23 protein-coding genes and 1 pseudogene are annotated in these 22,966 nt (G+C 72.1%); 6 read left to right on the top strand and 18 right to left on the bottom strand.

Translation table 11 applies throughout. The features are described 5' to 3' along the window. The first annotated feature begins 126 nt into the window (after window positions 1-126). Window positions 127-621 carry a hypothetical protein gene (locus ELQ39_RS32295; protein WP_242590676.1) on the top strand — a complete coding sequence of 165 codons (495 nt, stop codon included), beginning with the start codon at window positions 127-129 and terminating at the stop codon, window positions 619-621. Between the two features lie 57 nt (window positions 622-678). Here the strand turns inward: ELQ39_RS32295 and ELQ39_RS32290 are convergent, their stop codons facing one another. The 3 genes from ELQ39_RS32290 to ELQ39_RS32280 all read right to left on the bottom strand — a co-directional run bounded on the left by ELQ39_RS32290 (window position 679) and on the right by ELQ39_RS32280 (window position 5,272). Then, window positions 679-1,704 (bottom strand): 2-oxoacid:ferredoxin oxidoreductase subunit beta, encoded by a 1,026-nt coding sequence (locus ELQ39_RS32290; RefSeq protein WP_242590677.1) that lies wholly within the window; start codon window positions 1,702-1,704, stop codon window positions 679-681. Beyond that, window positions 1,694-3,595 (bottom strand): 2-oxoacid:acceptor oxidoreductase subunit alpha, encoded by a 1,902-nt coding sequence (locus tag ELQ39_RS32285; RefSeq protein WP_443334323.1) that lies wholly within the window; start codon window positions 3,593-3,595, stop codon window positions 1,694-1,696. Before ELQ39_RS32285 ends, ELQ39_RS32290 begins: the two co-directional genes overlap by 11 nt. A gap of 507 nt (window positions 3,596-4,102) precedes the next feature. After that, window positions 4,103-5,272 carry a DUF418 domain-containing protein gene (locus ELQ39_RS32280; protein ID WP_242595511.1) on the bottom strand — a complete coding sequence of 390 codons (1,170 nt, stop codon included), beginning with the start codon at window positions 5,270-5,272 and terminating at the stop codon, window positions 4,103-4,105. A 106-nt stretch (window positions 5,273-5,378) separates the two neighbouring features. Between ELQ39_RS32280 and ELQ39_RS32275 the strand changes: the two are divergent. Both ELQ39_RS32275 and ELQ39_RS32270 read left to right on the top strand, forming a co-directional pair. Further along, a pseudogene (locus ELQ39_RS32275) lies at window positions 5,379-5,591 on the top strand (IS5/IS1182 family transposase); the annotation flags it as partial. Between the two features lie 71 nt (window positions 5,592-5,662). Further along, entirely contained in the window at window positions 5,663-6,163 is a 501-nt protein-coding gene (locus ELQ39_RS32270) for a metallophosphoesterase family protein (protein WP_242595510.1), read from the top strand. Window positions 6,164-6,380: 217 nt separating this feature from the next. Here ELQ39_RS32270 and ELQ39_RS32265 read toward each other — a convergent pair whose 3' ends face one another. The 13 genes from ELQ39_RS32265 to paaA all read right to left on the bottom strand — a co-directional run bounded on the left by ELQ39_RS32265 (window position 6,381) and on the right by paaA (window position 18,282). Next, the gene (locus ELQ39_RS32265) at window positions 6,381-7,022 is read right to left on the bottom strand and encodes a fascin domain-containing protein (RefSeq protein ID WP_242595509.1); all 642 of its coding nucleotides are present in this window, start codon (window positions 7,020-7,022) and stop codon (window positions 6,381-6,383) included. Between the two features lie 562 nt (window positions 7,023-7,584). Next, the gene (locus tag ELQ39_RS32260) at window positions 7,585-8,055 is read right to left on the bottom strand and encodes a hypothetical protein (RefSeq protein WP_400765161.1); all 471 of its coding nucleotides are present in this window, start codon (window positions 8,053-8,055) and stop codon (window positions 7,585-7,587) included. Between the two features lie 142 nt (window positions 8,056-8,197). Beyond that, window positions 8,198-8,983, bottom strand: coding sequence for a dirigent protein (locus ELQ39_RS32255; RefSeq protein ID WP_242595508.1), 786 nt, complete (start codon window positions 8,981-8,983; stop codon window positions 8,198-8,200). A gap of 910 nt (window positions 8,984-9,893) precedes the next feature. Then, window positions 9,894-10,553: a 4'-phosphopantetheinyl transferase family protein gene (locus ELQ39_RS32245; protein ID WP_242595507.1), complete on the bottom strand. Its 660-nt coding sequence runs from the start codon at window positions 10,551-10,553 to the stop codon at window positions 9,894-9,896. Between the two features lie 146 nt (window positions 10,554-10,699). After that, entirely contained in the window at window positions 10,700-11,959 is a 1,260-nt protein-coding gene (locus ELQ39_RS32240) for a kynureninase (protein ID WP_242595505.1), read from the bottom strand. Beyond that, complete coding sequence (locus ELQ39_RS32235) at window positions 11,956-12,804, bottom strand: alpha/beta hydrolase family protein (protein WP_242595503.1); 849 nt, start codon at window positions 12,802-12,804, stop codon at window positions 11,956-11,958. The genes ELQ39_RS32240 and ELQ39_RS32235 overlap by 4 nt, the downstream gene beginning before the upstream one ends. Further along, window positions 12,794-13,642, bottom strand: a complete 849-nt coding sequence (locus ELQ39_RS32230; protein WP_242595501.1) for a tryptophan 2,3-dioxygenase — start codon at window positions 13,640-13,642, stop codon at window positions 12,794-12,796. The genes ELQ39_RS32235 and ELQ39_RS32230 overlap by 11 nt, the downstream gene beginning before the upstream one ends. A 25-nt stretch (window positions 13,643-13,667) precedes the next feature. Continuing rightward, window positions 13,668-14,444, bottom strand: coding sequence for an SDR family oxidoreductase (locus tag ELQ39_RS32225; protein ID WP_242595499.1), 777 nt, complete (start codon window positions 14,442-14,444; stop codon window positions 13,668-13,670). 39 nt (window positions 14,445-14,483) lie between these two features. Continuing rightward, window positions 14,484-15,614, bottom strand: a complete 1,131-nt coding sequence (locus ELQ39_RS32220) for a 2Fe-2S iron-sulfur cluster-binding protein (protein WP_242595497.1) — start codon at window positions 15,612-15,614, stop codon at window positions 14,484-14,486. An 8-nt stretch (window positions 15,615-15,622) separates the two neighbouring features. Beyond that, window positions 15,623-16,135, bottom strand: a complete 513-nt coding sequence (gene paaD, locus ELQ39_RS32215) for a 1,2-phenylacetyl-CoA epoxidase subunit PaaD (protein ID WP_242595495.1) — start codon at window positions 16,133-16,135, stop codon at window positions 15,623-15,625. Further along, window positions 16,132-16,923: a 1,2-phenylacetyl-CoA epoxidase subunit PaaC gene (gene paaC, locus ELQ39_RS32210; RefSeq protein WP_242595702.1), complete on the bottom strand. Its 792-nt coding sequence runs from the start codon at window positions 16,921-16,923 to the stop codon at window positions 16,132-16,134. Before paaC ends, paaD begins: the two co-directional genes overlap by 4 nt. A 10-nt stretch (window positions 16,924-16,933) precedes the next feature. Then, window positions 16,934-17,245 carry a 1,2-phenylacetyl-CoA epoxidase subunit PaaB gene (paaB, locus tag ELQ39_RS32205; RefSeq protein ID WP_242595493.1) on the bottom strand — a complete coding sequence of 104 codons (312 nt, stop codon included), beginning with the start codon at window positions 17,243-17,245 and terminating at the stop codon, window positions 16,934-16,936. Next, window positions 17,242-18,282 (bottom strand): 1,2-phenylacetyl-CoA epoxidase subunit PaaA, encoded by a 1,041-nt coding sequence (gene paaA / locus ELQ39_RS32200; protein ID WP_443334355.1) that lies wholly within the window; start codon window positions 18,280-18,282, stop codon window positions 17,242-17,244. Before paaA ends, paaB begins: the two co-directional genes overlap by 4 nt. A 323-nt stretch (window positions 18,283-18,605) precedes the next feature. On the opposite strand from paaA, the gene ELQ39_RS32195 reads away from it, so the two are divergent. The 3 genes from ELQ39_RS32195 to ELQ39_RS32185 all read left to right on the top strand — a co-directional run bounded on the left by ELQ39_RS32195 (window position 18,606) and on the right by ELQ39_RS32185 (window position 21,419). Further along, the gene (locus tag ELQ39_RS32195; RefSeq protein ID WP_242595491.1) at window positions 18,606-18,854 is read left to right on the top strand and encodes an acyl carrier protein; all 249 of its coding nucleotides are present in this window, start codon (window positions 18,606-18,608) and stop codon (window positions 18,852-18,854) included. Further along, on the top strand, window positions 18,854-20,338 hold the full coding sequence (locus ELQ39_RS32190) for a class I adenylate-forming enzyme family protein (protein WP_242595489.1): 1,485 nt from the start codon (window positions 18,854-18,856) through the stop codon (window positions 20,336-20,338). The genes ELQ39_RS32195 and ELQ39_RS32190 overlap by 1 nt, the downstream gene beginning before the upstream one ends. 361 nt (window positions 20,339-20,699) lie before the next feature. Then, window positions 20,700-21,419 (top strand): enterobactin synthetase, encoded by a 720-nt coding sequence (locus ELQ39_RS32185; protein ID WP_242595487.1) that lies wholly within the window; start codon window positions 20,700-20,702, stop codon window positions 21,417-21,419. Between the two features lie 54 nt (window positions 21,420-21,473). Here ELQ39_RS32185 and ELQ39_RS32180 read toward each other — a convergent pair whose 3' ends face one another. Both ELQ39_RS32180 and ccrA read right to left on the bottom strand, forming a co-directional pair. After that, on the bottom strand, window positions 21,474-21,668 hold the full coding sequence (locus ELQ39_RS32180; RefSeq protein WP_242595485.1) for an antitoxin: 195 nt from the start codon (window positions 21,666-21,668) through the stop codon (window positions 21,474-21,476). A 67-nt stretch (window positions 21,669-21,735) separates the two neighbouring features. Continuing rightward, on the bottom strand, window positions 21,736-22,965 hold the full coding sequence (gene ccrA / locus ELQ39_RS32175) for a crotonyl-CoA carboxylase/reductase (RefSeq protein ID WP_242595483.1): 1,230 nt from the start codon (window positions 22,963-22,965) through the stop codon (window positions 21,736-21,738). Between the last annotated feature and the right edge of the window lies 1 nt (window position 22,966).

Genomic DNA, 22,966 nt, shown 5'->3' with positions numbered 1-22,966 from the left:
CGCGACACCCGCGCTCGCCCCGGACGGCCGCCGCTCCCCCGCCGGAGTCCTCGCGGACTCCGCCGACGGCCTGCGGCGCCTGTTCGCCGACCGCAAGGTCCGCCCGCTCGTCCTGCTGACTGGGCCGTGCCCGGGTTCTCCGCGGTGGGCGACGGCCCGGCCGTCGCCTACACCGCCCAGGCCGGCGCCCCCGCCACCGCCGCGGGCGCCCTCTTCACCGGATACGCGGCCGGCACGGTGCTCGGCGAGACGGCGGTGGCCCGGCTCTCACCGGCACGCCGGCGGCGGCTGGTCGTCCCCCTGCTGGTGTGCTCCCAGGCCCCGCCGGCCGCGTTCCTCCTGGGACCGCCCGTACCGGCCGCGGTGGCGCTGCTGGCCCTCTCCGGGGCCGGCTTCGCCTGCAACCAGGGAATCGACCCGCTGATCCCGGCGGCGACCGAACCCGCCTACCGCGGACACCTGTTCACCGTGCAGACCAGCGGGATGACGACGGCGCAGGGCGTGGCGACCGCACTGTCCGGCGCGGCCGGCACGGTGGCCGCACCCGGACTGGTCATCGGGGTGTCGGAAGTGGTGGGGACGGGCGTGGTGGTCGGGCTGTTCCTGCGGGGACGGGACTGACAGCCGCCCCCCCCGCCCCCGCAGGTCTCGGATGCCGGGGCCCTCCCGTGTCGGTGTTCAGCCGGCGACGGTCCAGGTGTCGCCGCCGGCGAGGAGTGCGGCGAGGTCGCCCTTGCCGTGCCGGTCGACGGCGGTGTCGAGCTGGTCGGCCATGAGGGTGTCGTAGACCGGCCGGCCGACGGAGCGGAACACCCCGATGGGGGTGTGGTGCAGGGTGTCGGGGTCGGCGAGCCGGGACAGCGCGAACGCGGTCGTCGGGGAGGCGTTGTGGGCGTCGTGGACGAGGATGTCCGCCTCGTTCTCCGGGGTGACGGCGACGACCTTCAGGTCACCGGTTGCCGGGTCGCGGACGACGCCCTTGCCGCCGTCGGCGCCGAAGCGGATCGGCCGGCCGTGTTCGAGGCGGATGACGGCTTCTTCGGCCTGCCGGCGGTCCTTGAGGACGTCGAAGGCGCCGTCGTTGAAGATGTTGCAGTTCTGGTAGATCTCCACCAGCGCCGTGCCGGGGTGGCCGGCGGCCTGGCGCAGCACCTCGGTGAGGTGTTTGCGGTCGGAGTCGACGGTGCGGGCGACGAAGGACGCCTCCGCGCCGATCGCCAGCGAGACGGGGTTGAAGGGCGCGTCGAGGGAGCCCATCGGGGTCGACTTGGTGATCTTGCCGACCTCGGAGGTGGGGCTGTACTGGCCCTTGGTGAGGCCGTAGATGCGGTTGTTGAACAGCAGGATCTTGAGGTTGACGTTGCGGCGCAGGGCGTGGATGAGGTGGTTGCCGCCGATGGACAGCGCGTCGCCGTCGCCGGTGACGACCCACACGGACAGGTCGCGCCTGCTCGTGGCGAGTCCGGTGGCGATGGCGGGGGCGCGGCCGTGGATGGAGTGCATCCCGTAGGTGTTCATGTAGTACGGGAAACGGGAGGAACAGCCGATGCCGGAGACGAACACGATGTTCTCCCGGGCCAGGCCCAGCTCCGGCATGAAGCCCTGCACGGCGGCCAGCACGGCGTAGTCACCGCAGCCCGGGCACCAGCGCACCTCCTGATCGGACTTGAAGTCCTTGGCGGACAGGCGCAGTTCAGTTCTCATCGAGGATCTCCCGCAGTGCGTCGGCGAGCTGCTCCGCCTTGAACGGCATGCCGTTGACCTGGTGGTGGGAACGGACGTCGACCAGGTACTTCGCCCTGATGAGTGTGGCGAGCTGCCCGAGGTTCATCTCGGGGATCACCACCTTGTCGTATCTGCGCAGGATGTCGCCGAGGTTGGGCGGGAAGGGGTTGAGGTGGCGCAGATGGGCCTGCGCCACGGCTTGTCCGGCCCGGCGCAGGCGCCGTACCGCCGCGGTGATCGGCCCGTAGGTGGAGCCCCAGCCCAGCACCAGCAGACGGGCGGCGCCGTCGGGGTCGTCGACCTGAAGGCGGGGGACGTCGATGCCGTCGACCTTGGCCTGCCGGGTGCGGACCATGAAGTCGTGGTTGGCCGGGTCGTAGGAGATGTTCCCGGTGCCGTCCTGCTTCTCGATCCCGCCGATGCGGTGCTCGAGACCCGGCGTGCCCGGGATCGCCCACGGACGGGCCAGGGTGTGCGGGTCGCGCTTGTAGGGCCAGAACACCTCCGTGCCCTCGGCCGTGGTGTGGTTGGGGCCCCGCGCGAACTGCACCGCCAGATCCGGCAGCTCCTCAAGCTCCGGGATCCGCCACGGCTCGCTGCCGTTGGCCAGATACCCGTCGGAGAGCAGGAACACCGGGGTGCGGTAGGCCAGCGCGATCCGCGCCGCCTCCAGGGCGGCGTCGAAACAGTCCGCCGGCGTCCTCGGCGCCACCACCGGCACCGGCGCCTCACCGTTGCGGCCGTACATCGCCTGCAGCAGATCCGCCTGCTCCGTCTTCGTCGGCAGCCCCGTCGACGGCCCCCCACGCTGGATGTCCACGATCAGCAGCGGCAGCTCCAGCGACACCGCCAGCCCGATCGTCTCGCTCTTGAGCGCCACCCCCGGCCCGGAGGTGGTGGTCACCGCCAGCGAACCGCCGAACGCCGCCCCCAGCGCCGCCCCGATCCCGGCGATCTCGTCCTCCGCCTGGAACGTGCGCACACCGAAATTCTTGTGCCTGCTCAGCTCGTGCAGGATGTCCGAGGCCGGAGTGATCGGGTACGAGCCCAGGAACAGCGGCAGATCCGCCTGACGCGAAGCCGCGATCAGCCCGTAGGACAGGGCCAGGTTCCCGGAGATGTTGCGGTAGGTGCCCGGCGGGAACGCCGCCGCCGCCGGCGCCACCTCGTAGGAGACCGCGAAGTCCTCCGTGGTCTCCCCGAAGTTCCAGCCCGCACGGAACGCCGCGATGTTCGCCGCCGCGATGTCCGGCTTCCTCGCGAACTTCGACCGCAGGAACGCCTCCGTCCCCTCCGTCGGCCGGTGATACATCCACGACAGAAGACCCAGCGCGAACATGTTCTTGCTGCGCTCGGCCTCCTTGCGGGTGAGGTCGAACTCCCTGAGCGCCTCCACCGTCAGCGTGGTGAGCGGCACCGGGTGCAGGTGGTAGCCGTCCAGCGAACCGTCCTCCAGCGGGCTGGCGTCGTAGCCGACCTTCGCCATCGCCCGCCTGGTGAACTCGTCGGTGTTGACGATGATCTCCGCCCCGCGCGGCAGATCCCCGATGTTCGCCTTCAGCGCCGCCGGGTTCATCGCCACCAGCACGTTCGGCGCGTCACCCGGGGTGAGGATGTCGTGATCGGCGAAGTGCAGCTGGAACGACGACACACCCGGCAGCGTGCCGGCCGGGGCACGGATCTCGGCAGGGAAGTTCGGCAGCGTGGACAGATCGTTGCCGAAGGACGCGGTCTCCGAGGTGAAACGGTCACCGGTGAGCTGCATCCCGTCACCCGAGTCCCCCGCGAACCTGATCACCACCCGGTCGAGCCGGCGGACTTCCTTGTCACACTCCCCTGTCACGTCAGGGACAATGATTTCCACAGACATACGTGTGTCGGCTCCTGTCGATGCTGGTCCGCGAGTGCAGACAGCCACGTCGGCGGACACGCGGTGCGGTGCGAGGTCGTTCACCCTGCCGGGAAGCTACGCGCCGCTGATGGAGAAGCACTCGTGCGGCCGCCCGGTACGGGCTCGAGCCAGGGCTCTCCAACGCCCCGCGAGCACCGGCCCCAGGGACGGACCGGGACGCTCGAGGTGGTGGAACTCCGGAACGGAAAGGCGTGAGTCCTCGCGAGGCCACCGAACCACCCACCGGCACCCCAACCCCCCCACCCCCCAAGGGCGCCCACGGCCCCCCCCTCCCCCCGGCCACCCAACCGCCTCGGCCACCCCACCGACATCGTCACCTTCCTGGCCACCGACCACACACACTGGATCACCGGCCACATCCCCAACGCAAGCGACGGCACCCACCCCTACCCCCCGGCCCACCCCCCGGCACACGACCAACCACAATCCACACCCCGACCGACACCGACACCCTGCCCGACGAAATCAGCGGCGCATCCGGGGACGCTCCACGTTCGTGACGGCCCGCAGTACCCATTCGGCTGGGCCGTACCGGTACCGCGCGAGCCAGCGTCGGCTCAACTCCAGTTGGACCGCGAAGATGCCGACGGCGACGACCGGCACGACCGTCGGCGGCGTGTCTCCGGTCAGCCCAAGCCCTACGCCGGTGAAGATCAGCACGCCCAGCAGAGACTGACCGAGATAGTCCGACAGCGCCATCCGGCCGGCTGGCGCGAGCGCCCGTGCCAGCCGGCCGCCGCGCGGGGTGGCGAACACCCGTAGCAGGGTCGCCACATAGGCGCTGACCAGCAACGGCGCGGTGAGGATGCTCGCCGCCAGCGCGGCCGGGCTCGCGGTGCCGCCGCCGACCGCGAACACCAGCGCGCCGGCGAGCCCGATCGGGTACCCGACCAGCTCCAGTCGGCGCAGCACGACTGTGCGCCTGCCAATCCCGTCGGTGAGCAACTTCCGCCGGCCGGCGGCCAGCCCGACGAGGAACGCGGCAAGCGCGAGCGGGCCCTGCACAGCAAGACTGGCGGCCATCGTCGGCAGCGAGCGCAGGTGCTCGTCGATCACCGAACCCAGGCCACCGGCCAGCGCATCGGTCGACGCGCGACCGTCGGCGAGCGCGGCGTCCTGGTCCGTGACCATTTCAACGCCGGCCAGCGCAGCCACGGCCATCCCGACCGCGATGACACTGACGATCGCGCCCGCGGCGATGACCGCGGTTCTCGGCTGGATCCGGTGCACGGCAAGCATAACAAGGCCAAGCAGCGCGTAGGTGGTCAGGATGTCGCCCTGGAACAGCAGCACCGCATGCAGGCCGCCGAGCACGAAAAGCCCGCCGAGCCGGCGGACGAACCGCGCGGTGAAGTTCGCACCGGCGGTGCCCGCGGCGGCCAACTGCAAGGTGAAGCTGTAGCCGAACAGGAACGAGAACAGTAGGTAGAACTTCATCTCGAACAGCAACCGGACCCCGAACTCGACGGAGTCGTCCCGCCAGGAGCCGTGCGCCGGATCGGCGACGAGGTGGAACGGGTAACCGGAGGCGAAGTACGCGAGGTTCACGACAAGGATGCCGAACAGTGCGAACCCGCGCAGCGCGTCGACATCAAGTAACCGGGTTGGGGTGCGCGATCGCTGCGTTTCCGTCATGCAAGAACGCTAGGAACGGTGGGGGCGTGGCACGAGCCGGTGTGCCCGAAAATCCGTGGTGGGGTCGGCCCTACCGGTCGACAACCGACCGGCCGCGGGCGAATCGGTCGTGCCGCACCGCAAAGGCCCTCGCCGACTGTTGCTGGCCGGTGAAGAAGCGGACAATGCCACCCACCGCAACGTGCGTGCCCGAGTGGAGCATGTGATCGGCCGCACGAGGAACTACAAGATCCTCCGCGACTGCCGACCGTACCGCGACGGCCTCCACCACGCCGTCCAAGCCGTCGCCCACAGGCACAACCTCGCACTCACATCATGACAAGAAGACTGTGATCAGGGCCCTGACCTGCCCAGACGCAGCCGTGTGCAACACCCTTTATGCTGCCCATCGTGCGTCTGCTCTTGATGTCCGACACCCATCTGCCGAAACGCGCCAAGAAGCTGCCCGAACCGCTGCTGGCGGAGATCCCCCGTGCCGACCTCGTCGTGCACGCGGGGGACTGGGTCGACACCGACACCCTCGACCTGCTCGAGAGCCGCAGCCGCAGGCTCCTCGCCGTGTACGGCAACAACGACGGCCCCGCGCTGCGCGCCCGGCTGCCGGAGGTGGCCCGCGCGGAACTCGACGGGCTGCGCTTCGGGGTGATCCATGAGACAGGTTCCGCGCAGGGGCGGGAGAAACGGTGCGCCGAACGCTTCCCGCACCTCGACGTGCTCGTGTTCGGACACAGTCACATCCCGTGGGACACCACAGCTCCCACGGGACTTCGCCTGCTCAATCCGGGGTCGCCGACGGACCGGCGCCGACAGCCCCACTGCACCTATATGACCGCCGCGATCACCGACGGCCGGCTCTCGGAGGTGACCCTCCACCGGCTGCCGCCGCGCTGACGGTCCGGGCCGGCTCGCCTCGGCGGAAACGGCCCGGGCGCGTCTCCAAGTGTCTCCTGAGTGAACTCCCATGAGAAATGACGTCTTATGGGGTGGGCTGCACCGACGGCTCGATCGACGATCATATGGTGCCTCAGAAGAACCTTCACCATGACGACGTCCCTGCCCTGGGAACAGGTGCCCTAGCGGGCAGGGACGTTCACGACCTACAGGCCAGTCAGATCGTGTAGAGGTTGAATTCTTCCCACGAGCCGGAGACGTCGGTCGAGCGGGCGCGCAGGGCGTACTGGAGCGTGCCGGTGTAGCTGTTCTCCATGGCGACGAACAGGCCGTTCAGCTCGGACTGGATGGCGAAGCGGTCCAGAGTCTCGTTGTAGTAGAGGACGAACCGCTCCCAGCCGCCCGCGCTCGCGGAACGGGCACGCAGCAGGTTCTGCGAGGTGCCGGTGTAGTTCTTCTCGACAGCCACATACAGACCGTTGGCCCGGGACTTCATGGCGAAGGTGCTCTCCTCCCCGATCCACTCGAAGGTGAAGCCCTCCCAGGAGCCGCCGTAGACGTCGGAACGGGCGCGCAGGGCAGCGGTGTTCGGGGCGGCGTACGTCTTCTCGGTGGCGACGAACTTGTTGTTCTTGGCCGATTCCACGGCCAGCGCGGTGGGCTCCGGGGCGGCGGCTGCGCGCGCGGTCTGCGCGTCACCCGACTCCTCGGTTATCCGCGCCAGTTCGGCGGCGTCGTCGATCTTCTCCCAGCCGGACTGCATCGCGGCCGGGGCGACCTGGGGGGCGGCCCCCACGGCGGGCGCGCCCAGCGCCGAGGTCGCCGCCAGGGCGCTGAGGGACAGAAGGACAGTGGTCATGCGTCGCATCGTTGGTTCCCCACCATTCGTGAAAACGGACGTTGCGCGGCGGCCATCGCTCGCACCTGCCGCCCCCGCCCAGGACAACCGCCGCCAAGCCCTTCCCCCGGGGCGGCGGCTTCGTCAGAGTAACGGGAATTACATATGTGGCGACAGGGACTGACGGGTTCACTCCTCGGTTATTTCACGGAAAACATGCCGCATTCCCTATTCCTTAACCCTCCGCTAACGCGCATAGAACGCGATGTTCTCGGTCGCTCTCGGAACCGAACTGTGCGGGGTTCGGGACCTTGCGGCGTTCCCTCGATCCAGCTGGTGCAGCTGCACGTCTGTCCCGCGTTCCGCGTCTCGACGTAGGGAATTCGCGCGAACCGCACCAGCTTGCATCTCGGAACCAGAATGAAGTTGAGGAGGCGAGTTCTGGGGTTCTTCCACGTCGGCCATGCGGAGCATGCCGTTGCGGACGAAGACCGAGGGTGTGCAGGCATCACCCACATGGAGGTGCCCGCCCCGCTCCGGTGGAGGGCGGCGCGTCCGTGCGGCCGCCTGCCGAGGTCGTTGTTCAGGCAGGGACGATCCGGCCGTTGTCGATGCGGAAGTTCTCCGTCGGTGAGCAGCCCACTGACGGCGTGATCAGCAAGCTGACTGCGACGGGTGCGGGCTGGGTACTGGAGGTGGAGAATGCACACACCGCGTGGCGGCCGGTCAGCGGGAACCAGAACCAGGAATCGGCCTCGCCCACCAGAGCACGGTCCGTTTCCCTCCAGGTGCCGTCGAAGGTGAAGACCTCGAGGCGCACGGATGCCGCGAGGGGCTCGGTCCGCGATCTCAGGGCGGTGAGTGTGTACTTCACGTCCTTGCCGAGGACCGATGAGGCGATCCGCCGATGCTCCGCCGACCGGGGCTCGGTTTGCGTCTTTGGTCCCTGACCGGCCGTGGAGCGGGCGGCCTGTGGGCCGGTCGGCTGCGGGTTCCCAGGGCCACCGGCGGTCACGCCGATCGTGGCCGTGACGGCCGTGGCGGTGGCCGCCACGACGACACCCCAGCCTGCGAGCCTACGGAGATTCTTGATCACGATGTCTCCACGTGTGGCGATGGGTGCGTGTCCCGACGTGCTGCGCACCGTCTTCGAACCGGTGCGCCTCACGGTCGACCACGAGGGCTGTTCGACGCGGCTACTTGCCGGGGAGTGACGGACGCACGGGCCTCGGCGCCTCGTCCGGACCGCGGCCGTCCTCGGGCCGGTAAGGCCGCACGTCGAGGAGTCCGAAGGTGAGTTGCCAGGTCGCCGGCGTCAACACCCGTTGGGTCACCTGGCCATGAGCCCGACGGAACGCCCCGGTGCCTCCGGTGACCGCGTTGACGACCGGACCCGGTACGGGAATGCCGGCTTGCCGGCCCTGAACGGTGATCTGGCCTTCCGGCAGCACCGCGGTCGACGCGCACTGTCCCGCGTTGCGTTCGAGGTCGGTGGTGACGCAGAACCCGCCGATGCTCCCGACGACGTGTTCCTCGCCTCCCTCGGTCGACGTCAGATCTCCGCCGAAGACGAACTGATCGCCCGCACTGCGGCCCGCCGTCCCCAGATCGAGTTCCTCGCCGACGGACAGCCGGGCTTCCACACGGATGACGCGGCTCTTCGCCGAGGAGTCGTCGTCAGGGCGGGGTGCGGCAGGGGGAGCTGTCTGCGGGGGGACCACGTCGGCCGATGCGGGCCCGATGAGGGTGAGCCCGGCACAACAGCCGAGAACCGCGATCGCGAGGGTGGTGAAGGGTCGGCCGGCGAAGCTCATGGTCGCCTCCGTGTTCGTGGGATGGAACAGGGCCGGTCCGGTGTTGCCGGGCCTTGTCCGTAGTCGACGCAGCCGGACGGTGGCGTGTGGGGTTGGTTGAGGCAGGAGGGGCGCCCGGTTCCCGGGGCCGTGGGCGAGTGCGTACGAGAAGCCCGGCGGCAGCAGCACTGGACATCCTCGTCACGCTCACCTTGGTGGTGACGTGTCTCGTGCGAGTCTGTGCGTGACGGGCGCTCCGTCTGGCGGAAACGCTAATGGCGGCCGTGGCGACGTGCTCAGCAAGAGCGACGGCAACAGGGCCGTTGGAGTGCATTTCTCTTGAAGACCCGGGCGAGCCGGGTGCCTGGGTGTCCATGGCGGCGCGGAAGGCGCGGCCAGGGCGTCGCGATCGTGGCCGGACCGGGCGAAACGATCGTGGCCCAGTCCGGCGGCGAAGGGCACGACATCGCGGGCCACAGCCCGCCTGGAGCAGACGACGGGACCGGCCTCGGCGGCGCGTCCCTGTCCCGGCCCCCTTCACAACGCCGTCTCCCGGCTGCCGCCGCGTCCAAGTCCGTCAACGCGGACGTTGTGCCGCCCTTCCGCGCCCGCCGGTATTTCGGCGGCGCGTCGTCCGCGATCGCCCTGCGGACGGTGTCCTCGAGAACCCAGCTTCCGTACGATCGCTCGCACCGGCATCTGCTCGGCCCGGAGCAACTGGCGGAAGTCCGCCCAGTCTTCCACGCTGGGCACCCATCCTCCCGGCCTGGCTCAACGAGCCAGCCCCCTGGAGAGGGTCAGCTTTCGAGCGTCGTTACTGGTCCACATTTCAGCCGTCGCCGACAACCCGGGCCCCGGCCCGTTGCAGTCGTTCCACCAAGCCACGGTCGATGCGGTGGAACCGCTGCGCCAACTCGTCCTGCTGAAGCAGCGGCCAAGCGTGTCCTGCCCCTGCCGGGGAGCGGGGCGGCTACCCGATCAGCCGCTGCTCGAGGTGAGGGCGGGAGTGGGGTCGGCCGGGTCCGCTCACGAATCCGCAGGTCGCCGTCCGCGGAACTCCTCAATCTGCGTGCTCCGTGGTCCCGGCACGGGGTCTTCTTCAGGTGTGCGGGACCGCCACGGCCGTGGCGATCAGGCTCAGTTCCGCCGTCCACCGGCCTTCGAAGTGGTCGAGGCGGTGGCCGCCCACCTGGGGGCCGGGGACGAGGAGCGCCGCGCGAAAGCGGCCGTCCTCGGAGAATTCGATGTCGGCCTCCGTGAAGTCGAGCCACTCTCGGGTGAGGGGGAACCACGCCTTGTAGACGGATTCCTTGGCGCTGAACAGCAGCCGATCCCAGTGCACGTCGGGGCGCCGCTCGGATAGCCGCCGCAGCCGGTTCACCTCGGCCGGCAGGGACACCGTCGCCAGTACCTCGTCGGGCAAGGGCCGGTGCATCTCGACGTCTATGCCGAGCGAGGCCAGATCCGCTGCGCGGGCAAGCGCGGCGGCGCAGAAGTCCTCGCAGTGGGTCATGCTGCCGACCAGTCCGGCCGGCCAGCATGGGGCACCATGCTCCCCCGACAGGACCGGCTGCGGCGGCACACCGAGCTTCTCCATGGCGCGCCGGGCGCAGGAGCGCACGACGGCGAACTCCCTCCGCCGTTTGGCGACCGCACGCGTCATCAGCGCCGCTTCCTCGGGGAAGAGCTCAAGGTCCGCGTCGTCCTGACCGTAGGCTTCCACCGTTACGACGGTCGGAGGCACCAGTTGCTCGATCACTCGGTACAGGATACGCCGCAGGCCCATTGGCGGATGTGACCACCGGCGCTACTCGGGTGGGTAACCCACCGACACCACCGACCCGATCGTTTCAAGGACCACCAGCGCAGCCGTGACGTCGTGGCAGCCGCCGCGTGACGGCCCGCTCAGGTCACCGGTCCCGCGCCGAGGGGAGCCGGGTCGTACGCGCCCTCCACGGTGAGGTCACGCAGGCGCGAAGCGGCGGTGAGCAGGTCGCCGTGACTGGTGAAGAGGGCGTTGACGCCGAAGCGGAGCAGGTCGGGCGCGCGCATGTCGGCCACGACACCGCGCCCGGCCAGGGCGACGGCCAGTCCGTGGGCGTGGGGGTGGCGCAGGGTGACCTGGCTGCCGCGGCGGCCGGGGTCGGACGGGGTGACGGAGGTGAAGCCCAGGGGCGCCAGGAGGCTCTCCGCGCACCGCAGGAGGAAGCCCGTCAGGGACAGGCTCTTGGCGCGGACCTGGTGCAGGTCGACGCCGTCGAAGGCGGTGAGGGCCGCTTCGAGGGCGAGCAGGGACAGGATCGGCGGGGTGCCGATGCGGGCGCGGGCGATGCCGGGCGCGGGGATGTAGTCCCGTGCCAGGCCGAACGGGTCGGCGTGGCCGGTCCAGCCGGGCAGGGGCGTCTCCAGCTCGGCGTGATGACGCTGTGCCACGTAGAGGAAGGCGGGGGCGCCCGGGCCGCCGGAGAGGAACTTGTAGCCGCAGCCGACCGCAAGGTCCACGCCGAGGGCGTCGACCTCCAGGGGCAGGGCGCCGGCGGCGTGGCACAGATCCCACAGCGCGAGGGCGCCCGCGTCGTGAGCGGCCCGGGTCAGGGCCCCCATGTCGTACAGCTCCCCGGTGCGGAAGTCGACGGGCGAGTAGCTGACGACGGCGACCCGTCGGCCCTCGGCGGCGAGGAAGCGCGCGAGGTCCGGCGGCGGTACGTGCCGTACCTCAAGGCCGCGGCGGCGGGCGACCGCGTCGGCGAGGTAGCGGTCGGTGGGGAAGTGCCCGGGGTCGGTGACCAGCAGGGGGCGGTCCGGCCGGAGCGCGGCGGCGGCGTCGAGCGCGGTGAACAACTGCACGCTGGTGGAGTCGCCCGCGATCGTCTGCCCCGGCGCGGCCCCGATGAGCGTGCCGATGGCGTCGCCCACGCGCAGCGGTGCGTGCCACCAGCCGGCCGCGTTCCAGGAGCCGATGAGTCCGGTGCCCCACTGGCGCCGTACGACGTCCTCGAGGGCCGCCGGCACGGCGGCGGGCAGCGGGCCCAGGGAGTTGCCGTCGAGGTAGACGACGTCCGGCGGGAGCAGGAACCGTTCGCGGAGGGGGGCCAGGGGGTCGTCGGCGTCGAGCTGTGCGGCCTGCTCGCCCAGGGCGGTGGCGGCGGAGAGTGCGGTGGTCATCGGTGTGCGGCCTCCTCGCCCGCGCGGCCGGCGTCCGCCGGGGGGAAGGCGGCCGCCATGTCCCGGAGGGTGTCGGCGACCGCGCGGGCGCCGGGTGCTCCGGGTTCGATGAGGGTGTAGTGGCCGGTGCCGGGCAGGACGACCGTCCTGAGGTCCCGGTGCACGGCCGCGTAGTCGCTGAACTGGGTGAGCGGGACCTCCTCGTCGGCGGCGCCGTGCAGCAGCACGGTGGGGACACCGGTGGTCCCGGCGGCGCGCAGCAGGGTGAGGGGGTCGACCTCGGCCAGACGCTCGGTGAAGTGCTCCTCACCGCCGAGGAGTTGCAGGGCGGCGTCGTTGCTGAGGCGGTCGCGGCGGGTGGCGGTGAGGTCGGTGATCGGCGCGAGGGCGAGCACACTGGTCGGCAGGGTGCGGGTGTGCCAGCGGGAGCCGGGCGGCAGCAGGCCGCGGGCGGCGCACCACAGGGCCAGGTGCCCGCCGGAGCAGTGGCCCGCCAGGACGTAGGGCCGCCCCTCGGGCAGGGTGTCCACGATGCGGGCGACGTCGTCGAAGGTCTCGGGATAGCCGCCCGCGCCGCCGGACCGGCGGAAGCCCGGGAGCAGCACGCTGAAGCCCTGGGTGGAGAGCCAGGCCGCGAACGGGGTCAGGTGCATCCGGTCGTAGCGCCAGTAGCCGCCGTGCAGCAGGATCACCAGCGGGGCGTCGGGGTCCTCGGACGGCCAGGCGTCGTAGGAGTGGTGGGGGTGGTCCCCGTAGCGGCCGTGCACCGGTGCGAGGACCGGCTTCAGGCTCAGGACCCGCTGCTCCTCCTCGGCCGCGAAGGCGGAGATCGTCCTAGACGTCACCGCGCACCTCCCACAGTTCGGGGAAGACCGGCCGGGCCGCACGCTGCTCCAGCCAGGCCAGCCCGGCCGATCCGGCGCTGCCCGGCTTGGCTCCCATGGCCCGGCGGACCACCAGGACGTGGTCGGTGCGCCAGCGGGTGACGAGTTCGGCGATGTCGGTGAGCAGTTCGCCGAGTGCGAGGTGGGGGTGGTGCTGCGGCCCGGCGTAGACGTGCCGCCAGGCCTCCACCACCCCGGGGTCGCTGTCGTAGGGGCCGGTCACGTCCCGTTCGCGGACGTGACGCGGGACGGGCAGGCCCTGGCGGTGCAGGTAGGCCAGCACCTCGTCGTACAGGGACGGTGCGCGGTAGGTCTCGGCGAGCGCCTCGTGGACGGTGGGGTCGCCGCGGTGGGCGCGCAGCAGCCCGGCGGACTTGTCACCGAGGAGGAACTCCATGTGCCGGTACATCGCCGACTGGAAGCCCGACGCCCGGCCGAACGCGGCCCGGAAGCCGTTGAACTGGGCCGGGGTCAGGGCGGCGATGGGCGCCCAGGCACCGCCCAGGGCGGTCAGCGCGCGGCGGCTGCGCACCAGCGCGTCCAGGGCGGCGGGCAGGTCGTCCTTGGCGAAGGCGACCTTGGCCGTGCGCCACTCGTGCACGATGAGGGTGAACCAGAGTTCCATCACCTGGGTGGTGACGAGGAAGCCCATCTCGTCCGGGGCCTCGGTGAGCGGCTGCTGCAGGGCGTTGAGGACGGACGCGTGCACGTACGTGTCGTAGGGGCTGGCGCCGTCGAAGGGGCGGGTCAGGGTGTCGTCCGTGGCCGGCCCGTCGAGGGTGGCCGTGAGGTCGTTCATCACTTCTCCTAGAGGTGCGGACGTGTCACACACCGAGGTGGGCGCCGCCGGACGCGTCGATCCACTGGCCGGTCACCCAGCGGGCATCGTCGCTCGCCACGAAGGAGACGACGTCCGCGATGTCCGCCGGGTCGCCGAGCCGGCCGAACGTGGAGGCCTCGGAGTAGCGGCGGCGGATCTCCGGAACGGCGAGGGTGGGGTTGATCTCGGTCTCGGTGTAGCCGGGCGCGACGGCGTTGACGGTGATGCCCCGGGGGCCCAGCTCCTGGGCCAGGGAGAGGGTGAGGTAGTCGAGGGCGGCCTTGGTCATGGTGTAGGAGACGATCGGCGGGAAGGCGATACGGGTCGCGACGGACGAGATGTTGATGATCCTGCCGCCGTCCCGGAGGCGGTCCAGTCCTCGCTGGATGATGAAGAACGGCGCCTTGGTGTTGATGGCGAAGACGCGGTCGTAGTCGGCCTCGGTCACCTGGGCGATGGGGCGGGGGACGGTGATGCCCGCGTTGTTGACGAGGATGTCCAGGCCGGCCGGGGCGTCCTGGCCCGCCAGGGCCTCGTCGAAGGCGGCCCACAGGGTGTCGGCGTCGCCGGGGACGCCGAGTTCGGCGTGTACGGGGAAGGCGCGGCCGCCGTCGGCCTGGATCTCCTTGACGGTCCGCTCGGCGGCCGTCAGGTCGTGGCCGTAGTGGACCGCCACGAGGGCGCCCTCGCGGGCGAGGCGGTGGCTGATGGCTCGGCCGATGCCGCGGCTGCCTCCGGTGACCAGGGCGGTCTTTCCCGCGTGGCGGTCGGTGGCGGTCATCGTGGGTCTCCTTCGCTGAGGGGTGGCGGGGCGGGCGGGTCAGGCGTCGAAGTCGAGGGTGAGTTCGGGGGTGCGGGGCCTGGCGCGGCAGACGAGGGTGTAGCCGGCGGCGCGGTCCCGTTCGTCCAGGGCGTGCTCGCCGTCCGCCGTCACCTGCCCGGACAGGACCTTCGCGCGGCAACTGCCGCAGACGCCCTCACGGCAGGCGTACGGCACGTCGGGGTGGCTGCGCAGCAGGGCGTCGAGCAGGGCCGGGTCGTCCGGCAGCACGGTGGCGGCCCGGCGGCGCCCGTCGAGCAGGGCGGTGACCCGGTACTCCCCCGCCTCCGGTGCTCGTCCGGCCGGCCGTGGCGGCGTCGGCTCGGTGCCGTCGGCCGTGAACAGCTCCCAGCGGACGAGCGAGGGGTCGGCTCCCGCTTCGGCCAGGACGCGCCGTGCGGTGGCGACGAGACCGGGCGGTCCGCACAGGGCGAATGTGGTGTCCGGGTCCGGACGGGCGTCCACGGCCGCCAGCAGCCGGCGCACCCCGGACGCGTCCAGCCGCCGGGCGAGCGGCCCGCTCCCACTTCCCCGGTCCTCCCGGGTCAGCACGTACAGGACGGTGAAGCGGTCCACGAACTCGTCCTTGGTCTCGGCCAGTTCGTCGGCCAGCACGGCGTCGGCGGAGGTGCGGACCGAGTGCACGAGGCTGACGCGGCAGGCCGGGTCCCGCCGCAGGGCATGGACGGCCATCGGGGCCAGGGGGGTGATGCCGGTGCCGCCCGCGAGGAGGACGTGATGGGCGCCCGGCACCTCCGGCAGGGCGAAGGTGCCGGTGGGCGGCGAGAGTTCCAGCAGCGCGCCGGCGGCAAGGCGGGTGGTGGCATGGTCGCCGAAGCCGCCGGGGCCGGACCTCTTGATCACCAGACGGAGCGCCTCCGGTGTGCTCGGTGGCGGGCAGACCGAGTAGCTGCGGCGCAGTTCGGTACCGGCCAGGCGGTGCCGGACGACGACGTGCTGGCCGGGGTGGTGGGCGAAGACGTGACGCAGTTCGGTGGGCACGTGGAGGGTGACGGCGACCGTGTCGGCGGTCAGGTGCCGGACCTCGGTGACGTCGAGTGTGTGCCGGCCGGTGCGGTGGCGGGAACCGGCCGGCGCCTGGTCGCGGAGGGCGGGCGGGGGGCTGTTCACGGTGTGCCTCACAGCGCGGTCAGGTGGGGGAAGGGCTCGCGGCACGCCGTGCACCACAGCACCGACTGGCAGCGGGACGGCCCGAAGGCGCTCTGCGGCCGGGTGGCCGTCGAGCCGCAGTGCGGGCAGGGCACCGCGCCCAGGGCGACGGGGACCGGGCCGCCCGGTGCCGGGGACACGGGTGGGGCGATGCCGTGCGCGGCGAGGGCGCGGCGCCCTTCGGGGGTGATGCGGTCCGTCGTCCAGGCGGGGGTGAGGACGTGCCGGACGCGGCCGTCGGGGTGACCGCAGGCGGTCAGGACCTCCCGCACCGCCGCGGTGATCTCGGGCAGCGCGGGGCAGCCCAGGTAGGTGGGCATGAGCTCCACCTCCAGCACACCATCGGCGCCGGGGGCGACGGAGTGCACCACGCCGAGGTCGCCGAGGCCGATCACCGGCAGTTCCGGGTCCGGCAGGGCGGCCACCCGCTCACGCACCTCCTCGGCGCAGAGGCGGGCCGTGACCGGTGCGGGTTCGCTCACCAGGTGCCTCCTGGGAACTGCCGTCGCACGGACTGCAGTTCGGCGATCAGCGGGCCGAACTCCTCGGTGTGCAGGCCCGAGCGGCCGCCGGTGGCCGACCAGGTGGGAGCGGGCACGGCGAGTCCCGCCTCGGTGACGACCTCGGTGACCCGGGCGCGCCAGGTGTCGTGCAGCGCTGCCGGTGAGGGCACGGTGCCGGACGCGGCCAGGCGGCGCAGGACGTCGTCCTCCTCGAAGAGTTCGGCGGTGTAGGGCCACACCCGCTCCAGGGCCCGTTGCATGCGGCGGGTGCTCTCCGCGGTGCCGCGTCCCAGCGTCACCGTCCAGCGGTCGGCGTGCAGCCGGTGGAAGGCGACCTCCTTGGCGGCCCGGACGCCGAACGCGGCGAGTTCGGCGTCAGCACTGTGCGCCAGGGCCTCGTAGTGGAGGACGGCGTAGTGGGTGTAGGCGAGTTGCCGTGCCACGGTCACGGCGAAATCGCCGTTGGGGAGTTCGGTCAGCAGGGCGTTGGTGAACTCGCGCTCCGAGCGGGTGTAGGCGACGTCGTCCTCGCTGCGGCCTGTCCCGTCGAGGCGCCCGGCACGGGAGAGGAGCGTGCGGGCGTGGCCGATGAGGTCGAGGGCGATGTTGGACAGGGCCAGGTCCTCGTCGATGGTCGGCGCGCGGGTGATCCACTGGCACAGCCGCTGGCCGAGGACGAGGGCGTCGTCGCCGAGGCGTGTCAGGTGTCGGGCCAGGTCGGGACCGGCGGCGGCCGGCGGCTCGCCCGGCGGGGGGCCGGGACGCACCGCCGTAACGTCACTCGTCGTGCTCACCTTCGGGACCTTTCTCGGTCAGCGGCGCGTAGTGCTCGGGGTAGCGGTACGGCTTGTGGCGGGCGCCCGCGAAGTACGGGTCGCGTTCGTCCGGGGAGGCCGTGCGCACGGCGTCGGAGCGGACAACCCACAGCGACAGTGGCTCGCCACGCCGGGTGTACAGATCGCGGGCGGCGGCCAGGGCCGCGTCCGCGTCTGCGGCGCGCACCGATCCGACGTGCTGATGGGCCAGGCCCCTACGGGCCCGCAGGAACACCTCCCAGGACGCCGGCGCGCCTTCCCGTGCCGCGCTCATGCGGCCGCTCCCGCCGGCTCGTCCGTCCTCGCGGCGTACGCGACGGCGGCCTCCCGGACCCAGGCGCCGTCCTCGTGCGCGGCCAGGCGGTGGGCGATGCGCTGCCGCGCCCAGTGCGTGTCGTCGCCCAGGGCGCGACGGTAGGTGTCCCAGTCGACGGGCGTGAAGTCGTAATGGCCGCGCTCCTCGTTCCAGCGGATCGCCGGGTCGGGCAGCGTCAGGCCGAGGCGCTCGGCCTGCGGAACGCAGGTGTCGACGAAACGCTGGCGCAGCTCGTCGTTGGTGTGCCGCTTGATGCCCCAGGCCATCGCGCGCCGGGAGACGGCCGCTCCCAGCGCGGCGGTCCGTGCGTCGGCGCCGCCCGCCTCGGTGTCGGGCGGTCCGAACATCAGCGCCACGGCCGGCAGCCACCAGCGGTTCACCGCGTCCTGTGCCATCTCCTTCTGCTCCGGCGTCCCCTCGCACAGGGCGCGCATCAGGTCGTAGCCCTGCCGCACGTGGAAGGCCTCCTCCTGGCAGACGCGGCGCATCGCCCGGGCGTAGGGCCCGTAGGAGGTGCGGCACAGGGGTGCCTGGTTGATGACGGCGGCGCCGTCCGTCAGCCAGGCGATGGCGCCGGTGTCCGCCCAGGTCAGCGCGGGGTGGTTGAAGGTGGCCGAGGCGCGCTGGCGGCCGTGGTGCAGGGCGTCCAGCAGGTCGGCGCGGTCCACGCCGAGCGTCTCGGCGGCGGAGTACAGGTACAGGCCGTGGCCCGCCTCGTCCTGGACCTTGGCGAGCAGGACCGACTTGCGGTGCAGGGAGGGGGCGCGGGTGAGCCAGGCGCCCTCCGGCTGCATGCCGATGATCTCGGAGTGGGCGTGCTGGGCGATCTGGCGGACCAGCATGCGGCGGTAGCCGTCGGGCATCCAGTCGCGCGGTTCGATCGTCTCGCCGTCGGCGATGAGCGCGTCGAAGTGGGCGAGCAGCTCGTCCTCGTCCGGGGCGGCCGCGGCGGCCGCGGTGGCCGCGGTGGCGGGGGTGGTGGTCGGCGCGGTCACCGGGCACCGCCCGGGTGTCCGGTGGCCGTCGCGGCGGTGCCGTGCTGCGGGCACCGTCCCGGGGCCCGGACCCGTACCGGCTGCCTGGGCACGCGCATCACTCCTTCGGCTGGGGAACCGCCCGCCGCGGGGCCGGGCGGAGCGGGTTGCTTCGTTGCGGTAAGAGGCCGCGGGCGTGGCCGGGCTATCCCCGCCGCGTCGGGTTCGGGCGCGTGACAAAGCTCACGGCAGGGCCCGGGGAGTGGGGTCGGCCGCGGCCGCCTCTTGAGGGGGTGACAGTCGTGGACCGCGGCGGCCGGCACGCCGGGGCGAAAGGGGAAACCATGAGCACCATCAGGGAGTTGCTGGTCGAACTCACCGGCACCGTCGAGTACGCCCACCGGATCGGCGACGACGCCGACCTGGCCGCCAGCGGCATCGACTCCGGGGACCTGGTGCGTCTCGTGCTGCTGGTCGAGCAGCGGCTCGGCGTCGAGATCACGGCCGAGGACATGGAGGAGCTGCGCACGATCGGCGACTACGAGCGTTTCGTGGCCGAGCGCACGGTCGCCGGCGCGAGCGGCGGTGCGTGATGTGGCTGACGCAACTGCTGGAGCGCAACCGCCAGTGCCGGCCCGGCCGGACCGCGCTGGTGGACGAGGAACGCAGCGTCACCTGGGCCGAACTGCATGACCGTACGCTGCAACTCGCGCACGGGCTGGCCGACCTGGGGATCCGGCGGGGCGACCGGGTGGCCGTGCTGTCCAAGGACCGGATCGAGGTCCTGGAGAGCTACTTCGCGCTGGCCCGGCTGGGCGCGCTGTTCGTGCCGCTGAACCACAGCCTGGCCGAGCCCGAGGTCGCCGGGATCGTCGAGCGCGTCGGCGCGGTGGCCGTCCTCGGTGAGTCCGAGCTGCTGGACCGGCACACCGGGCTGCCGTCCTCGGTGCGGATCCGGGTGGCCTTCGACAAGCCCGCCTTCGCGGCGCTGGGCACGCTCGCCGCCGAGCGGGAGCTGCCGGACGTCACCGACACGGACCCGATCGCCGTGCTGCACACCTCGGCGACCACCGGGCAGGCCAAGGGGGTGACGGTCGACAGCGCGTCGTTCCGCGCCATCGCCCTGGGCTGGCTGGTGATGGCCCGCCCCACGGACGACATCGTCATGGTCAACTGCTGCCCGCTGTACCACGGCAGCATGGTCGTCTCCCTCACCTACCTGGCGGCGGGCGCGACGGTCGTGCTGATGCCCGGGTTCACCCCACAGCGGGCGCTGTCCGCGGTGGAGACGCACCGCGCCACCCACATGTGGCTGGTGCCGCAGATGCTGCGCTTCATGCTCCAGGCGAAGGCGTCCCGGCGCACCGACCTGTCCTCCCTGCGGGAGGTGCTGTACGGGGCGGCCCCCATGCCGCTCGACGTCTACGCCGACGCGGTGGAACGGCTCGGGTGCGGCTTCCGGCAGGTGTACGGCATGACCGAGGTCGGCGGCCCGTTCGTCACGCTCGGTCCCGACGAGCACCCCGCGCCCGGGGACGTCACCGCCCGCATCCCGTGCGGGCGGGTCGTGCCGGGCATGTCCGCCCGCGCCGTGGACGAGACCGGGCGGGAGCTGCCGCCCGGCGAGATCGGCGAGATCGTGGTGCGCGGGCCGGGCGTCATGCAGGGCTACTGGAACGACCCGGAGGCCACGCGGGAGATCACGCGGAACGGCTGGATCAGGACCGGCGACCTCGGCTTCATGGACGAGGAGGGCCGCATCAGCCTGGTGGACCGCACCAAGGACGTGATCATCCGGGCGGGCCAGAACGTCTACCCCTCGGAGATCGAGCGCGCCCTGATGACCCACCCGGCGGTCCGGGACGCGGCGGTCGTCGGCATGCCCGACGAGGACTACGGCGAGGTGCCGCTCGCGTACGTCGCTCTGGAAGCCGGCGCGGAGCCGGGCACGGCGGAGCTGATCGCGCATGTGGCGGGGCTGCTGGCGCCCTACAAGCGGCCGCGGCGGGTCGAGTTCATCGAGCGGGTGCCGCGCAACCCCGCCGGGAAGATCATCAAGAAGCTGCTGCGGGCGTGAGCGGGTGCGGCGGCGAACGGCGATGACCGGGAGCCCGATGCGACCCGGGCCGGCCACGACGCCTCCGTCGTGGCCGGCCCGGGTCGCTGCCGTACGCACACGGCCCGGGCGAACCGGAGCGGAGCGCGGGCGGTCGGCCGAGAGCGACGCGGGGTCCTGGCGGACGGCGCAGGACGGTGCGGAGCTCGCGGCTGGATCGCCGTCGAGGACAGCCAAGGCCGGTGCGGAGCCCAGGGCAGCTCGGGCCGGTGAAGAACCCGCGTGGCCGACCGCGACCGGCCCGGAACCCGAGCTGGCAATTCCGTCCGCTGCAGGAACCGCGTGGCCGGCCGCCTCGTGGGTTCGGGCCGGGGTGGAGTCCGTGGGGACAGGACCGGGTGGTGGAGAGGCGCTGTCCGCGGTCGATGGTGGCCTGGTGGCGCTCGGGCCGCTCCTGGCCGCTGCCGGGCTCGGGCTGGGCATGGCCGCCGTGTCGGAGCCCGGTCCGGAACCGGCGGGGCCCGCCGAGGCGGCCGCCGCTGCGGCGATGCCGCCGCTGCGGCGGCTGGAGTTCCTGGCCGGCCGGCGGGCCGCCCGGCGGGCCCTGCGTGCGGTGGGGCTGGACTGCGGGGAGATCCCTCGGAGGGGGCGCCTGCCGGTGTTCCCACCGGGGCGGGCCGCGTCGATCTCGCACAGTGCCGGGATCGCCGTCGCCGTGGCCGCTGCCCCCGGACGGGACCTGCCGCTCGGCTGCGACCTGGAACTGCGGCCCCTCCCCCGTGAAGCGGCCCGCCTGGTGCTGTGCGAGGACGCGGAGTCCCTGCTTGCCGACGCGGGGCTGCAGCCTGGTGCGGGCGCGGTCTGGCCGGTGACGGCCTTGTTCTCCGCCAAGGAGGCGGCGTGGAAGGCCCTCACTGTGATGACGGCTGAGGGCCGGGAGGGCCCGGCGGGGAGTCTGCGGGAGTTGCGGGTCTCCCCATGCGGGGACCATCTGCGTGTGTGCCTGCGCGTCGATCCCGCCCAGGCCGTACGGGTGCGGGTCGTGCGCGTCGGCTCGGGAGTGTTCAGCTACGTCACCGGCCGGGCCGGCACCCACGACTGAATCGAACCCGCCGCCCGCCCCCGGGTGCGCCGGGGGCGGGCGGCGGGTTCGGTTTCAGCGCTCCGGTGTGCCACCGTCCCGGTAGGAACGCCGCACCGCGTCGGCCCCCTTGTCGGTCTTGGCGTCGTACTTGTCGCCCGTCCGCTCGTCGACCACGCGCTCGGCGCCCGAGACGCCCCTGTCGGCCTGGTCGGGGTGACCCTTGGCCATCTGCTTGGCCTTGTTCATCATGTCGCCCAGCTTGCCCATGGGGTACCTCCGGGAGGTGTGGGGGCAGGTTTTACCCCGCGCAGGTACCCGTCTGGCCGGGCGTGAATCACCCGCGGTCGCCGACCCTGGCCGCCATGTTGCCCGCCGGGTGGCGGTTGTCGTGGATGAGCTGGTGCGCGAGGCCGATCTCGTCGAAATCGAAGGTCTGGGACAGGCATGGGTCGATAATTCCCTGGTCGATCAGCCGCGTCACCTCGCGTGCCTCGCGGGCCGTGGCGACGTGCGAGCCTTGCAGGCGCTTCTGCCGCATCCACAGGAACCGCAGGTCCACGTCACCGTTGTAGCCGGTGGTGCCGCCGCACAGGACGACCATGCCGCCGTTGTCGCACAGGTACAGGGACGTGGGGATGGTGTCGGCGCCGGAGTGCTCCAGCACGACCCGCGGGCTGCGGCGCTCGCCGAGCACGTCCCAGAACGCCCGCCCGAAGGCGCGGGCCCCGGACAGCCAGCGGCCCATGGCCTCGTCGTCCGAGGTGTCCGGCAGCCGCCCCCAGTGGTCGAACTTCCGCCGGTCGATGAAGCCCTCGGCGCCCAGCTTGAGGCAGAACTCACCGCGCTCCTCGCTGGAGACGACCGCGACGGGGATGCCGCCGACGTGCCGGACGAGCTGGATGGCGATGCAGCCGAGTCCGCCGGCGCCGCCCCAGATCAGCACCGGGTCGCCCGGGCGCACCGTGTGCGGCGGCCAGCCGAACAACTGGCGGTAGGCGGTGGCGGCGGTCGCCATGTAGCAGGCAGCCTCAGCCCACGACAGCCGGGCGGGCTTGGGGTGGCACATGTAGTCGTCGACCACCGCGAACTGGGCGAAGGAGCCGTAATTCTCCTCGTAGCCCCACACCCGTTGGCTGGTGGACCAGGTGGGGTCGCCGCCGAGGCGGATGTCCTCGGCCCTCTCGTCCCAGCGGTTGGCGAGGACGACCACCTCGTCCCCGAGCTTCACCCCGCGCACGTCCTCGCCGACCGCCCACACGATCCCGGACAGGTCGGAGCCGCCGATGTGGAAGTCCTCGGTGGCGCCCGCCTTCTGCCGTGCGGCGATCACGTCGAGTGGCGAACCGAGCGCCGCCCAGACGTTGTTGTAGTTGATGCCGGCCGCCATCACCTTCACCAGCACCTGGCCGCGCCCCACGGGCGGGACGTCGACCACCTCGGTGCGGAAGGCGTCGACGGGCTGTCCGTAGCGCTCACGGCGGATGAGCGAGGCGTACATCTTCTTCGGGGCGGTGCCGATCTCGGGCGCGTCACCGAGTTCGTAGAGGTCCTGGGTCGCACTCACG

The organism is Streptomyces sp. GB4-14 (genome assembly GCF_022696125.1).
Taxonomy (GTDB): Bacteria; Actinomycetota; Actinomycetes; order Streptomycetales; family Streptomycetaceae; genus Streptomyces; species Streptomyces werraensis.
This window is presented reverse-complemented; position numbering and strand designations above follow the sequence as displayed.